The sequence below is a fragment of the Actinocatenispora thailandica genome, assembly GCF_016865425.1.
GTDB lineage: Bacteria > Actinomycetota > Actinomycetes > Mycobacteriales > Micromonosporaceae > Actinocatenispora > Actinocatenispora thailandica.
On record NZ_AP023355.1, the window covers coordinates 382,591 to 396,341 of the forward strand.

Here is a 13,751-nt window from a genome sequence, read left to right on the forward strand (position 1 = left end):
AGGGCATCGGTGCCGGTCAGCGCGCCGGACCGGGGTGCGACCCTCAGCCGAGCCGGGCCACGACGTGGTCGACGCAACGCGTCAGAGCAGCCACGTCGGCCGGCTCGATCGACGGGAACAACGCCACCCGCAGCTGGTTGCGGCCGAGCTTGCGGTACGGCTCGGTGTCGCGGATCCCGTTCGCCCGCAGCACCGCGGACACCGTCGGCGCGTCGATCCCGTCGGCCAGGTCGACGGTGCCGACCACGCTCGAACGCAGCGCCGGGTCGGTGACGAACGGCGTCGTGTAGTCGGTGCGTTCGGCCCAGTCGTAGAGGATCGCGGCCGACTCGGCGCAGCGCCGGACCGACCAGTCCAGCCCGCCCTGGTCGAGGATCCAGTCGACCTGCTCCGCGGCCAGCAGGATCGTGCCGAGCGACGGCGTGTTGTACGTCTGGTCCTTGCGCGAGTTCTCGATCGCCACCGTCAGGTCGAGGAACGCCGGGACGTACCGGCCGGTGGCGCGGACCTGCGCGGCCCGCTCCAGCGCCGCCGGGGACAGGATCGCGAGCCACAGCCCGCCCTCCGAGCCCAGGCACTTCTGCGGGGCGAAGTAGTAGCAGTCGGTCTCCGCCAGGTCGACCGGCAGCCCGCCGGCCCCGCTCGTCGCGTCGTGCAGCATCAGCCCACCGCCGACCCGCCGGACCGGGACCGCGGCGCCGGTGGACGTCTCGTTCTGCGGCGTGCCGTACACGTCGACGCCGTCCTCGGGCGTCAAACCGATCGCCGAGCCGGCCGGAGCGGACCGAACCGACGGGTCGGCGAGGAACGGTGCCGCGGTCATCGCGTCGACGAGCTTCTGCCCGAACTCGCCGAAGCTGGCCAGCTGCGCCCGCTCGCGGACCAGCCCGAACGTGGCGACCTCCCAGAACGCGGTGGTACCGCCGTTGCCGAGCACCACCTCGTACCCGTCGGGGGCGTCGAACAGCTGCGCGATGCCGCGGCGCAGCCGCGCCACCTGGTCACGGACGGTGCGCTGGCGGTGCGAGGTACCGAGGTAGTCGCCGGCGACCGCGGACAGCGCGGCGACCTGCGCCGGCCGGATCTTGCTCGGGCCGCAGTTGAACCGGCCGTCGGCGGGCAGCAGCTCGGCCGGTATCCGAATGTCGGGCAGACCCACGGCACGCTCCCTGGTCGGCGGGCTTGTCACGGCGACGCTGCCAGCCACCATCCTGCCAACCGGGCGGCCGGCGCCGGTCAGAGGGTGTGCACCGTCGGATAGCCGGGGATGTCGGCGGGCCGGCGCGGTGGCGGGCCGACGTAGCGGGCGGACGGGCGGACCAGCCGCCCCAGCTTCTTCTGCTCCAGGATGTGCGCCGACCAGCCGCCGACCCGGGCGCAGGTGAACATCGAGGTGAACATCTCGGCCGGTACCTCGGCGAAGTCCAGCACCACCGCGGACCAGAACTCGACGTTGGTGGCGAGTACCCGGTCCGGCTTGCGGGCGGCCAGCTCGGCCAGCGCCGCCCGCTCCAGCGCCGCCGCCACCTCGTACCGGGGTGCGTCGAGTTCCCGCGCGACCCGGCGCAGCGCAGCCGCCCGCGGGTCCTCCGCCCGGTACACCCGGTGCCCGAACCCCATCAGCCGCTCGCCGCGGTCGAGCACGCCCCGCACGTACGACTCGGCGTCACCGGTGCGCTCCACCTCCTCGATCATGTGCAGCACCCGGCTCGGCGCGCCGCCGTGCAGCGGCCCGGACAGGGCACCGATCGCGCCGGACATCGCCGCCGCCACGTCCGCGCCGGTCGAGGCGATCACCCGGGCGGTGAACGTGGACGCGTTCAGGCCGTGCTCGGCGGCGGAGGTGAAGTACGCGTCGACCGCCGTGACGTGCCGCGGGTCCAGCTCGCCGCGCCACCGGATCATGAACCGCTCGACGATGGTGCCCGCCCGGTCGATGATCTTCTGCGGTACCGCCGGCAGCCCGACGCCGCGGGCCGACTGCGCGATGAACGACAGCGCCGTCACCGACACCCGGGCCAGGTCGCTGCGGGCCCGGTCGTCGTCGATGTCGAGCAGCTGGCCGAGACCCCAGTGCGGGGCCAGCTGCGCCACCGCACTCTGCACGTCGACCCGCACGTCACCGGTGTGCACCGGCACCGGGAACGGCTCCGCCGGCGGCAGCCCGTGCCCGAACTCGCCGTCCACCAGCAGCCCCCACACGTCCCCGTACGAGACGCGGCCGATCAGGTCCTCGATGTCGACGCCGCGGTACCGCAGCGAACCGCCGGCCCGGTCGGGCTCGCTGATCTCGGTCTCGAAGGCGACCACGCCCTCCAGCCCCGGTGTGAAGTCGGCCATCCCGCAGTCTCCAGATCTCGTCGTCTCGCCACCGATGTCGGGTGTTCCTACCGGGTCAACCTGTCAGCCAGCGGCGAACGCTGCCCGCTGTGTCGCATTCGACACCTGGACCGGTCGGGACGCGGGAGAAGATGTGCTGGTGCCCGACACGCCAGCGCCGATCGACTCCGCCCGCCTCGCCACGATGCGTGCGGAGTATGCCAGCGTCGGTATTGCGCCGGGGGACCTCGCCGCAGACTGGCACACGCAGCTGGGCCGGTGGCTCGCCGACGCCACCGTCGCCGGGCTGCCCGAGCCGAACGCGATGGTGCTGGCCACCGTCGACGGCGCCGGCCGGCCGGCCAGCCGCACCGTGCTGCTCAAGGGGTACGACGCGGCCGGGCTGGTGTTCTACACCAACTACGCGTCGGCGAAGGGGGAGCAGCTCGCGGCCCACCCGTACGGCTCGGTCACGTTCCCCTGGTACGGGTTGCACCGGCAGGTGCACGCCCGCGGCGCGGTGACCCGGGTCGGCCCGGAGGAGTCGGACGTGTACTTCGCGTCCCGGCCGCGCGGGTCCCAGCTCGGCGCCTGGTCCAGCCCGCAGTCGCAGGTGATCGACTCCCGGGAGGTGCTGGACGCCGCGTTCGCCTCGTACGACGCGCGGTGGCCGGAGGGCACCCCGGTACCCCGGCCGCCGCACTGGGGCGGCTTCCGGCTGGTGCCCGAGACGGTGGAGTTCTGGCAGGGCCGGGAGAACCGGGTGCACGACCGGCTGCGGTACCGGCGGGACGGGGCGGCGTGGCGGCTGGAGCGCCTCGCCCCGTGACCGGCACACCCGCCTCGGACACCGAACCGTCCGATACCGGTACCGCCGTGCGCCGCGGGCTGCTCGGCCGCGTCGCCGTGGACACCCGGCCGCTGCGCCACCCGGCGTACCGGCGGATGTGGATCGGCAACGGCGTCTCGTTCATCGGCTTCCAGGTCACCTCGGTGGCGGTACCGGTGCAGATGGATGCGATCACCCACCAGCCGGCGTGGAACGGCTACCTCGGCCTCGCCGGGCTGGTCCCGCTGGTGGTCTTCGCGATCTGGGGTGGCGCCATCGCCGACGTACTGGACCGGCGCCGGCTCGTGCTGATCGGCTCGCTGTTCACCTGGGGGGTCACGCTCGCGCTGCTCGCGCAGGCGCTGATCGGGCTGCACAGCCCGGCGCTGCTGCTGGTACTGACCGCGTTGCAGGCGGTCGGCTTCGCGGTGGTGTCGCCGACCCGCGGCGCGATCGTGCCCCGGCTGGTACCGGCCGGATTGGTGCCGTCGGCGAACACGCTCAACTTCACGGTCTCCAGCGTGGCGACGGTGATCGGGCCGCTGTTCGCCGGCGCGGTGCTCGGCACCGGCCACTACGCCGCCGCGTACGGGGTGGATGCGGTGCTGTTCACCGTGTCGCTGTGGGCCAGCTTCCGGCTGCCGGCGATGCCACCGGTGGGCCGGCGGAACCGGCCCGACCTGCGGGCCGTGCTGTCCGGGCTGGCGTTCATCGCCGCCACCCCGCTGCTGTGGCTGTCGTTCGCCGCGGACCTGACCGCGAACGTGCTGGCGATGCCGCGGGCGCTGTTCCCGGTGGTGGCCCGGACACAGTTCGGTGGCGAGGGCGCCGCCGGCTGGCTGTACTCGGCGATCGCCATCGGCGCGGTCGTCGGCGGGCTGTTCTCCGGCTGGATCGGGCGGATCCGCCGGCAGGGTCTCGCCCTGGTCGGCGCGGTCGCCTGCTGGGGGCTGGCGGTCGCCGCGGCCGGGCTGGCGCACTCGCTGCTGATCGCGGTGCTGTTCCTGGCCGCTGCCGGCTGCGCCGACCTGGTGAGCTCGGTGTACCGGCAGACGATCCTGCAACTGCACGCGCCGGACGAGCTGCGCGGCCGGTTGCAGGGCGTGTTCACCGCGGTGGTGGCCGGCGGGCCGCGGCTCGGCGACGTGCGCGCCGGCCTGACCGCGCAGGCGTTCGGGCCGACCGCGGCATGGACAGTCGGCGGCCTCGCCGCGACCGCGGTGATCGTGCTGCTGGCGCTGGCGTTCCCGGCGCTGCGTCGCTACGACGGCCGGGCGCCGGCGCCGCGGGCCGGCGGCGACTGACGGGCCGGTGGTGGCTGACGGGCCGGTGGTGGACGGGCTGGTCGCGGCGGACGGGCTAAGGCGACTGACGGGCCGGTGGCGGCGGACGGGCCGGCGGCGACCGACGGCCGGGCGGTCTGGTTGGTGACGTCGTCGCGGCCAGACACCCCCGCCCACCCAGGGGGGCGCCCCGGCAACCACGCTACCGCCCGATCTTGCGTGTTGGCCGGCGCGACGGGCAAGCTGTGGACAACCGGCGCCCCTGTGGACAACGGCGACCCGCCGGCCCGCCCAGCCAGGGCGTGCGGCCAGCCGAGGCGTGTGCCCGGCCGGGCGTGCGGCCACCCGGGCGTGTGACCGGCCAGGCCGGCGGGCCCGCGACCGACGGGAAGCCGCCTCAGGACACGGTCAGGACGATCTTGCCGAGGGTGCGGCCCTGTTCCCCGAGCCGGTGCGCCGAGGCCGCCTCGGCCAGCGGGAACGTCGCCGCCACCCGAACCCGGAGCCGGCCCTCGTCGACCAGCCGGGACAGCTGCGTCAGCGCCGCCCCGTCCGGCTCGACCAGCACCGTCGCCGCGCGTACTCCGGCGGCGGACGCGGCGGCGATCGTGTCGTCGCTCGCCCCGCCCGCGATCGGGATCAGGATCCCGCCGCGCCGCAGTACCCGCAGCAGCGACGGGCCGGCGGCACCGCCGACGAGGTCGAGCACCACGTCGACGTCTCGTACCGTTGCCGGTACGTCCACGGTGGTGTAGTCGATCGGCTCGTCGACGCCGAGTGAGCGCAGCACGTCGTGCTTGCCGGCGCTGGCGGTCCCCAGCACGTACCCGCCGCGGGCCTTGGCGAGTTGTACGGCGAGGTGGCCGACGCCGCCGGCCGCGCCGGTGACCAGGACCCGCTGCCCCGGCCGTACGTCGGCGGTGTCGACGAGCGCCTGCCAGGCGGTGAGCCCGGCCAGCGGCAGGCCGGCCGCCTCGGCGTGGCTCAGCCCGCCGGGCTTGCGGGCGAGCTGCCGGGACGGCGCGGTCACGTACTCGGCGTAGCCGCCCGCCTGGCGCGGGAACCACGGCATCCCGAACACCTCGTCGCCGACCGCGAACCGGGTGACGCCGACGCCGACCTGCTCGACCACGCCGGAGACGTCCCAGCCGAGCACGGAGGGCCCGGGGCCGGCCGGCGCGGGCGTCTCGCCATCGGCGCGGGTCTTCCAGTCGACCGGGTTCACGCCCGCCGCGTGCACCCGGACCAGCACCTCGGTACCGATCGGCTCGGGCCGGGGCAGGTCGGCCGGCCGGAGCACCGCCGGGTCGCCGAAGCCGGCACACACGATCGCCTGCATCACCATCTCCTGTCCTCGTGCGGGGCGTCGTCACGATCATCGGATGCCAGGTGCCGGATGGCCAGTAGGCACAATCCTGTAGCCTAGGTGCCCGATGGAAACCATCGATGACCAGCTCGAACACCGCTACGATGCGTACCTCGCGCAGTGCCCCTGCCGGCCGCTGCTCGACGTCATCGCGAACAAGTGGACCGCGTTGATCGTCGGCGCGCTGCTCGACCGGGAGCACCGGTTCGGTGAGCTGCGCCGCGAGATCGAGGGCATCAGCCAGAAGGTGCTCACCGCGAACCTGCGGGCGCTGGAGCGCAACGGCTTCGTGGCCCGCCGGGTCTACCCCACCTCGCCGCCCGCGGTCGGCTACTCGCTGACCGCGCTCGGCCGCAGCCTCGCCCCGCCGCTGGTCGCGGTGCGGGAGTGGACCGAACGGCACATGGACGACGTCGAGGCCGCCCGCGCCCGGTACGACACCGGCCTGCCGGTCGACGTGCCGCGTTCGGTGCCGGACGGGGCGGATCCCGCCGCCGAGCCGGCCGCGGCTCGGTAGATTCCTGTCCGGGATCCACCGGTACGGCACAGGAAGAAGGCTGCGCGGCATGGCGCTCTCGGGCGAACAGTGGGACATCGAGGCCGGCGCGCACCGCGCCACCGTGGCCGAGGTCGGCGGCGGCATCCGGGCGTACGGGGTGCGCAGCGTCCCGGTGCTCGACGGGTACGGCACCGACGAGATCTGTCCCGGTGGCGCCGGCGCCCAGCTCGCCCCGTGGCCCAACCGGCTCCGGGACGGGCGCTACGAGTTCGGTGGCGGGCAGTACCAGCTGGCGTTGAGCGAGCCGGCCCGGCACAACGCGATCCACGGGCTGGTTCGCTGGCTGCCGTGGCGGCGGCTCGCCGGTACCCCCGACTCGGTCACCGTCGGTTGCGCGCTGCCGGCGCAGCCCGGGTACCCGTGGCCGCTGGCGCTGACCACCCGGTGGACGGTGTCCGAGCACGGCCTGCGCGCCGAGCACAGCGTGCGCAACCTGGCCGACGGGCCGGCGCCGTTCGGCCTCGGCTGCCACCCGTACCTGCGGCTGCCCGGCCCGCTCGACGAGTGGCTGTTGCGGGTACCGGCCCGCACCCTGCTGCGGACCGACGAGCGCGGCCTGCCGGTGCGCACCGACCCGGTGGCCGGCAGCGAGTACGACTTCGGTACCTCCCGGCCGATCGGCGACACGGTGCTGGACACCGCGTTCACGAACCTGGCCCGGGGCGATGCCGGGACCGTCGAGGTGACGCTGACCAGCCCCGGCGGGCACACCGTGACGCTGTGGGCGGACGAGTCGTTCGGCTGGGTGCAGCTGTTCACCGGGGACACCGCGAAGCCTCCGCGGACCCGCCGGTCGCTCGCGGTGGAGCCGATGACCTGCCCGCCGGATGCGCTGCGCAGCGGCCAGGACCTGATCGTGCTCGCGCCGGGCGAGACCTGGCGCGGCGCCTGGGGTATCCGCGCCACCATCGCCGGCTGAGGAGCCCGCCCGAGCCCGGGTGGCCGGCACGCCGGGCGGGTGAGTGCCGTCCGCACTGTCAGGCGAGGCTGAGGCCCGGATCGGTGGCGAGGGCGACGGCCTGGTCGGCGGACACGGCGGGCTGCTTGGCCCGCGGTGTCGGTGCGTTCGGAAACTTCTCCGGCGGCACGTCGTTCGGGTCGATGTTGGACACCTCGACCGAGACGACGGTGGCCGGGTCCAGCCGCGTCGCGACGTGGATGATGAGCGCGCCGTTCGGGTTGCGCTCGGTCCGGACCGTCACCGACAGTCCCTGCGAGTGCCGGGTCTCGCAGGCGAAGGTGCCCTTCTGGTACCGGGGCGGGCCCGGCGTGGCGCAGCCCGCGACCTGTACGGCGTCGGTGCCCGCGGCCGGCATGATGCCGATGTCGATCGACCCGGTGCCGGCCTTGGTGGTCAGCAACGCCTTCGCCTCGTACCAGGTGTGCTGCCGCTGGATCAGCTGCAGTGGCGGGAACTCGTTGGTCGGTGCCGGGTAGCTGCGCACGCTGTACGAGGCGCCCGGCACGAGCTTCCCGAGCACGCTCTTGACCTCGTCGGTGAGCCGGGTGACGCGCTGCCCGGTGCTCTCCGCCGACTGCTGGTGCGACGGGCGGGGCGACGCCGTCCCGGCCCGGTCGGGACCCGGGGTGTGTCGCACGGTGGCCCGCGGTCCGGCCGGCACCGCTTGCCGGCCGTCGGAGCCGGGCTGCAGTGCGGCGACGCCGACGACCGTCGCGACGGCGGCGACCGCGGCCACCCCGGTACCGCCGAGGCCGACGGCGCGGCGACGGCGCAGCCGCCGGCCGTCTCGCACCAGCCGGGCCCGGTCCAGCGCACCGGGCGGCAGCTGGTCCGGCAGCGCCCGCCGCAATACGTCCTTGATGTCGTCTTCATCCATCTCGTTCAGCGCTCCACGGTGTCGGGACGGCGGGTCAGGCCGTTGTCAGCTGGTGACGTAGGGCGGCGAGGCCGCGGGCGCACTGGCTCTTCACGGTGCCGGTCGAGCAGCCCAGCAGGCGGGCGGTCTGCTCGATGGACTGGTCCTCCCAGTACCGCAGCACGATCGCGGCACGCTGTCGCGGCGGCAGCGTGGCGAGTGCCTGCTCGGCGGCGAGCCGGTCGTCGGTGCCGGGCGCGTGATCGGCGACGAGGCGTTCCGGGGTGCGTTCGGAGGGCCGTTCGCGCCGGGTGAACCCGCGCCGCCGCTCGTCGGCGAGGCAGGTCACCACGATCCGCCGGACGTACGCGTCGGCGTTGCCGGCGCGGTGCAGCCGGGGCCAGCGCAGGTACAGCTTGGTCAGTGCGGCGGCGACCACGTCCTCGGTGAGGTGCCAGTCGCCGCAGAGCAGGTAGCCGAACCGGCGGAGCGCGTCGTAGCGCGCCTCGACGAATTCTCCGTACTCTTCGTCGTCAGTACGTTGCACGCGGTGCCTCCCGCCCGGGGTCGATGCCCGTCACCGGTACGTACGTGTCCCGGCGCACAAAAGGTTGCCTGCCCGGTTGCCGTTGGGGAACCTTCGAGTGGCCCGGCCGTCCGCCGCCGGCTCGCCGGGCGGATCAGGCGCCGTGGTGTCGACGCGCAGGGCGCGCCCGACCCGACCGCTACTCTGTTGAGCGGACGAGACGGGAGAAGGGTCGTGAGGTCGTGATCTTCAAGGCGGTACGGGAAGGCAAGCCGTACCCCGAGCACGGCATGTCCACGAAGCAGTGGGCCGACATCCCGCCCCGGCCGGTCCGCCTCGACCAGCTCGTCACCACCAAGCGCAATCTCGCCCTGGATCGGCTGCTCGCCGAGGACTCCACCTTCTACGGTGACCTGTTCCCGCACGTGGTCGAGTGGTCCGGCGCGCTCTACCTGGAAGACGGCCTGCACCGGGCGCTGCGCGCCGCGCTGCAACAGCGCACCTCCATCCACGCCCGGGTCCTGGTGCTCTGACCGGCCCGCCGGTGCGCCGCCGTCAGCGGGCGTGCGCGGTGACGAACGCCTGCACCGTCTGCTGGTACAGGTCCGGCTCCTCCAACTGCGGGTAGTGCGCCGAGCGTGGAAACAGCTCGACCCGGCCGCCGGGCACCTCGCCCCGGAACGCCGCCAGCTGGGATGGCCCGGTCACCAGGTCGTAGCGACCCTTCATCAGCAGTGCCGGTACCGCCAGCCCGGGCAGCAGGCCGACCATCGAGGCGAGCACGTCCGGTGCGGCGAGCAGCCGGCGGGCGGCGGCGTCGCCGCGGTCGCGCAACTCGGCCGGGAAGGCGCTCGCCAGCGTCGCCGCCAGCGCCGCGCGCGCCTCCGGCCGGTGCACGTACAGCTCCAGGTGCCGCTCGCCCAGCCCGGCGAGCAGGTCGGCCACCTCCCAGTGCTCGAACCGGGGCGCCGCGGCGAGGTTGCGGCACCGCCGCGCCGACACCGGATCGCCCAGCTCGGTGAACAGCGGTGCGGCGGCGAGCAGTTTCGCCCGGTCCGCCTCGGCAAGATCCCACCCGGGGTTCTCGAACAGCACGGCGGTGACCCGCTCCGGGTGCCGGTGCGCGTACCGCAGGGCCATCCGGCCGCCGAACGAGTGGCCGAGCACCGCCCACCGCTGGATGCCCATCGACTCGCGCAGCGCCTCGCAGTCGGCGATCACGTCGGACTCGGCGAGCGTCTCACCGTCCGACAGCGGCGCCGAGCGCAGCGTGCCGCGCTGGTCCAGCCCGATCAGGTGCAGCCGCTGGCCGAGCCGCTCGCCCTGCCACTGCATGAACTCGTAGCAGCCCATCCCCGGCCCGCCGTGCAGGTACAGCAGCGGCGCGGCGCCCGGCTTGCCCCGTACATCCAGGAACAGCCGACCGTCCGAGGTACCCGCATGCATGGTCCCGACCCTAGCCGCGCGGATCGTGCGGACGGTGCCGAACGGGTACCGCGGTCACCCGGTCAGCGCGGGCGGTCTCGGTGTCGCTGTCGATCTCCTCGATCAGCCGGGCCAGCGCCGGTAGCGCGGCGCGCAGCGCGGCCCGCTGCTCCCCGTCGAGCCGGGCCTGCGCCCGGCTCAGGATCCGTTCGTTGGTGCTCTCCCACCGGGCGAGCGCCGCGTCGCCGTGCGCGGTGAGCGTGAGCCGGATCGTACGGCGGTCCGCGGGGTCGTCGTCACGCCGCACCATCCGGGCCCGGACCAGCGCGTTGACCAGTGTCGTCACCGTGTTCGGGGCGATCCGCAGGGCGCGGGCGAGCTCGCCCGGCCGGCTGCCGGGGCGCTCCGCGAGCCGGGCCATCAGCTCCAGCTGGGCCACCGACAGCGGGTTGTCCGGGGCGCTGGCCCGGGCGGCCCGGCGCATCGAGCGGCGCAGCCGGGCGACGGTGTCGGCGAGCCGCCGACCGACCTGCTCGTCGGTGCTGGCCTCGGTCACGGTGGGTCCTCACTGGGCGGCGACGGACGCCGGCGGGCCGCCCCGTCAGGGCCGCTGCGCGCGGGCAGCGGGTCGGTCCGCGCTGACCAGCGTGACGATACCGGCGGCCACCGCGACAATTCCGAGCAGGCCGCTGGACAATTGCACGCCGGCGCCGCCGCCGACGTGCAGCACCAGCGTGACCAGCGCGACCCCCAGCGCGGTGCCGAGCGCGCGCGCCGTGTTCACCAGGCCGCCGGCGCTGCCGGCTGCCCGCTGCGGTACCGCCGCCATCACCGCCGCGTTGTTCGCCGGGGTGAAGATCCCCAGCCCGAACCCGGTCGCGAACAGCCCCGGGACCAGCACCGCGGGCGCGGCACCCAGCAGCGCCGGTACCGCCATGCCGGCGGCCGCGAGCCCCAGTCCGAGCGCGCCGCGGGCCCGGTTGCCGATCCGCGCCGGGAGCAGCCGGCCGCCGAGCACCGCGGCCAGCGCGAACCCGAGCGGCAGCGCCGTCAGGTACGGACCGGTCGCGGCGCCGGGCACCCCGACGGCGGCGAGCGCGTACGGCCCGAGCACCAGCGGGCCGAACAGCACCAGGTAGCCGAGCAGTGCCGCGATCAGCCCGCCGCCGAGGACCGGCCGGCGCAGTTGGTCCAGCGCCAGCAGTGGCTCGGAAGCGCGCCGTTCCCGGGCGACGAAGGCGGCCACCGCGGCGGCGGCGAGCACCGCAGCGGCGATCGGCACGACGGCCGGTACGGACAGCCCGGAGCCGGCGGAGATGGCGAGCAGTGCGGCGGTGGTCGCGGTCGCCAGCAGCACCACCCCGCCGGTGTCGAACCGGCCGATCGGCCGGGCGTGCCGGGTGCGTGGCAGCAGGTACCGGCCGGCGATCAGGCCGGCGATCCCGACCGGCAGGTTGATCATGAACACCCAGCGCCAGCCGACCCCGTGCACCAGCAGGCCGCCGACCGTCGGACCGAGCGCCAGGCCGATCGCCTGCGCGGCCGCCTGGGTGCCCAGCGCCGAGCGCAGCCGGTTGCCGGGCACGCTGGTGGTGATCAGCGCGACGCTGTTGGCCTGCAGCATCGCCGCGCCGACGGCCTGCGCGACGCGGGCCGCGACCAGTACCGGCAGCGTCGGGGCCAGCCCGCAGCCGACCGAGGCGGCGGTGAACAGCCCGAAGCCCAGCAGGTACATCGCCTTGCGGCCGGCGGCGTCGGAGATCCGCCCGGCGGGTACCAGCAGCGCGGCGAGGGTGACCAGGTAGCCGAGCGAGACCCATTCGATCGCGGCGAGCGAGGTGTGGAAGTGGCGCCCGAGTGCCGGGAACGTCAGGGTCACGATGCTCGCGTCCAGTTGGCCCATGAACGCACCGAGGCACACGGTGGCGACCGCGAACCAGGGCGCGTACCGCGAGCTGCGTATCGCCTCGGGGCGCGGTCGTTCCGCCAGGAGCACCGCCACTTCGTTCTGCATCAGAACTATTCTGCAACGGAACTACCCCGGTTTGGCAACCGGTCCGGGGCGTTGCGTCCACCACGTCGCAACCCCCTGACGTGGGAAGTAGGCTCACAATCGGCCTGCAACGTGGCGGCCGCTCGGGCTCGGGTCACGGCACCCGCCGTGGACCCACGGGTCGGTCGCGCGGCAGCGGGGCGTTCGCGGCGACCGTGGGGGAGAGTGCCCGGTGATCAGCGTCTTCGATCTGTTCAAGATCGGCATTGGACCATCCAGCTCACACACCGTCGGCCCGATGCGCGCCGCGGCCCGGTTCGCGCACGGCCTGAAGGCCGACGGCCTGCTCGCCGGCACCGCCCGGATCCGCTCCGAGCTGTACGGGTCGCTCGGCGCCACCGGGCACGGCCACGGCAGCGAGGCCGCGGTCCTGCTCGGACTGTCCGGCGAGGACCCGGAGACCGTCGACACCGACACCGTCGCCGACCGGGTCGCGGCGATCCGGGCGACCGGCCGGCTGACCGTCCTCGGTACCCACGAGGTCGACTTCCACGACCACGACGACCTGATGCTGCACCGGCGCCGCTCGCTGCCGTTCCACCCGAACGGGATGATCTTCACCGCCTACGATGCGGCCGGCGCGGTGCTGCGCACCCGGACGTACTACTCGGTCGGCGGCGGGTTCGTGGTGGACGAGACGGCCACCGGCGCGGACCGGATCAAGCCGGACGACACCCCGGTGCGCTACCCGTTCGGCACCGGCGCCGAGCTGCTCGGACAGGCCTCCGCGGCCGGCGCTTCGGTCAGCGAGGTGATGCTCGCGAACGAGCTGTCCTGGCGCACCGAGCCGGAGGTTCGTGCCGAGCTGCTGCACATCTGGGCGGTCATGCAGGACTGCGTCCGGCACGGCTGCGAGACCGAGGGCACCCTGCCGGGCAGCCTGAAGGTGCACCGGCGCGCCGCCGAGATGCACCGCACCCTGACCGGCGAGCACTTCACCACCGACCCGCTGCGGGTGATGGACTGGGTGACGCTGTTCGCCCTCGCCGTCAACGAGGAGAACGCGTCGGGCGGCCGGGTGGTCACCGCACCCACCAACGGCGCGGCCGGCATCGTGCCCGCGGTCCTGCACTACTACTGGCGGTTCGTGCCCGGATCCGACGACGCCGGGGTGGTCCGCTTCCTGCTCACCGCCGGCGCGATCGGGGCGCTGTTCAAGCAGAACGCGTCGATCTCCGGCGCCGAGGTGGGCTGCCAGGGCGAGGTCGGCTCGGCCTGCTCGATGGCTGCCGGCGGCCTGGCGGAGGTGCTCGGCGGTACCCCGGAGCAGGTGGAGAACGCCGCCGAGATCGCGATGGAGCACAACCTCGGCCTGACCTGCGACCCGGTCGGTGGCCTGGTGCAGATCCCGTGCATCGAACGCAACGCCGTCGCCTCGATCAAGGCGATCACCGCGGCCCGGATGGCGCTGCGCGGCGACGGCCGGCACCACGTCTCGCTGGACAAGGTCATCAAGACGATGCGCGAGACGGGCGCGGACATGAAGGTCAAGTACAAGGAGACGGCGCGTGGTGGCCTCGCCGTCAACGTCATCGAGTGCTGAACCCGGCGTCATCCGGCACCCGGCCCGGCGT

14 protein-coding genes are annotated in these 13,751 nt (G+C 74.3%); 6 read left to right on the forward strand and 8 right to left on the reverse strand.

Annotated features, from left to right (window positions below):
- Positions 1-43 precede the first annotated feature (43 nt).
- Complete coding sequence (serC, locus tag Athai_RS01770; RefSeq protein WP_239156656.1) at positions 44-1,159, reverse strand: phosphoserine transaminase; 1,116 nt, start codon at positions 1,157-1,159, stop codon at positions 44-46.
- 77 nt (positions 1,160-1,236) lie between these two features.
- On the reverse strand, positions 1,237-2,340 hold the full coding sequence (locus Athai_RS01775; RefSeq protein ID WP_203959842.1) for a citrate synthase 2: 1,104 nt from the start codon (positions 2,338-2,340) through the stop codon (positions 1,237-1,239).
- Between the two features lie 184 nt (positions 2,341-2,524).
- Here Athai_RS01775 and pdxH point away from each other — a divergent pair, with 184 nt between their 5' ends.
- Complete coding sequence (gene pdxH, locus Athai_RS01780) at positions 2,525-3,148, forward strand: pyridoxamine 5'-phosphate oxidase (RefSeq protein ID WP_203965268.1); 624 nt, start codon at positions 2,525-2,527, stop codon at positions 3,146-3,148.
- 47 nt (positions 3,149-3,195) lie between these two features.
- On the forward strand, positions 3,196-4,452 hold the full coding sequence (locus Athai_RS01785) for an MFS transporter (protein ID WP_239157342.1): 1,257 nt from the start codon (positions 3,196-3,198) through the stop codon (positions 4,450-4,452).
- 376 nt (positions 4,453-4,828) lie between these two features.
- On the opposite strand, the gene Athai_RS01790 is transcribed toward Athai_RS01785, so the two are convergent.
- Positions 4,829-5,776 carry an NADP-dependent oxidoreductase gene (locus Athai_RS01790; RefSeq protein WP_338028120.1) on the reverse strand — a complete coding sequence of 316 codons (948 nt, stop codon included), beginning with the start codon at positions 5,774-5,776 and terminating at the stop codon, positions 4,829-4,831.
- An 88-nt stretch (positions 5,777-5,864) separates the two neighbouring features.
- Here Athai_RS01790 and Athai_RS01795 point away from each other — a divergent pair, with 88 nt between their 5' ends.
- Together Athai_RS01795 and Athai_RS01800 are read left to right on the forward strand one after the other, a co-directional pair.
- A complete protein-coding gene (locus Athai_RS01795) occupies positions 5,865-6,314 on the forward strand; it encodes a winged helix-turn-helix transcriptional regulator (RefSeq protein ID WP_203959843.1) in 450 nt (149 codons plus the stop codon).
- A 49-nt stretch (positions 6,315-6,363) separates the two neighbouring features.
- Positions 6,364-7,275, forward strand: coding sequence for an aldose 1-epimerase family protein (locus Athai_RS01800; RefSeq protein WP_203959844.1), 912 nt, complete (start codon positions 6,364-6,366; stop codon positions 7,273-7,275).
- A gap of 58 nt (positions 7,276-7,333) precedes the next feature.
- Here the strand turns inward: Athai_RS01800 and Athai_RS01805 are convergent, their stop codons facing one another.
- Both Athai_RS01805 and Athai_RS01810 read right to left on the reverse strand, forming a co-directional pair.
- Entirely contained in the window at positions 7,334-8,194 is an 861-nt protein-coding gene (locus Athai_RS01805) for a hypothetical protein (RefSeq protein WP_203959845.1), read from the reverse strand.
- A gap of 34 nt (positions 8,195-8,228) precedes the next feature.
- Positions 8,229-8,720 (reverse strand): SigE family RNA polymerase sigma factor, encoded by a 492-nt coding sequence (locus Athai_RS01810; protein WP_203959846.1) that lies wholly within the window; start codon positions 8,718-8,720, stop codon positions 8,229-8,231.
- 221 nt (positions 8,721-8,941) lie between these two features.
- Here Athai_RS01810 and Athai_RS01815 point away from each other — a divergent pair, with 221 nt between their 5' ends.
- On the forward strand, positions 8,942-9,232 hold the full coding sequence (locus tag Athai_RS01815; RefSeq protein WP_030449988.1) for a type II toxin-antitoxin system VapB family antitoxin: 291 nt from the start codon (positions 8,942-8,944) through the stop codon (positions 9,230-9,232).
- 22 nt (positions 9,233-9,254) lie between these two features.
- On the opposite strand, the gene Athai_RS01820 is transcribed toward Athai_RS01815, so the two are convergent.
- The 3 genes from Athai_RS01820 to Athai_RS01830 are packed head-to-tail and all read right to left on the reverse strand — an operon-like array spanning position 9,255 to position 12,138.
- Positions 9,255-10,145, reverse strand: a complete 891-nt coding sequence (locus Athai_RS01820; RefSeq protein ID WP_203959847.1) for an alpha/beta fold hydrolase — start codon at positions 10,143-10,145, stop codon at positions 9,255-9,257.
- Positions 10,146-10,155: 10 nt separating this feature from the next.
- Entirely contained in the window at positions 10,156-10,680 is a 525-nt protein-coding gene (locus Athai_RS01825; protein ID WP_203959848.1) for a MarR family winged helix-turn-helix transcriptional regulator, read from the reverse strand.
- 45 nt (positions 10,681-10,725) lie between these two features.
- Complete coding sequence (locus tag Athai_RS01830) at positions 10,726-12,138, reverse strand: MFS transporter (RefSeq protein WP_203959849.1); 1,413 nt, start codon at positions 12,136-12,138, stop codon at positions 10,726-10,728.
- 211 nt (positions 12,139-12,349) lie between these two features.
- On the opposite strand from Athai_RS01830, the gene Athai_RS01835 reads away from it, so the two are divergent.
- A complete protein-coding gene (locus tag Athai_RS01835) occupies positions 12,350-13,720 on the forward strand; it encodes an L-serine ammonia-lyase (protein WP_203959850.1) in 1,371 nt (456 codons plus the stop codon).
- Positions 13,721-13,751 lie beyond the last annotated feature (31 nt).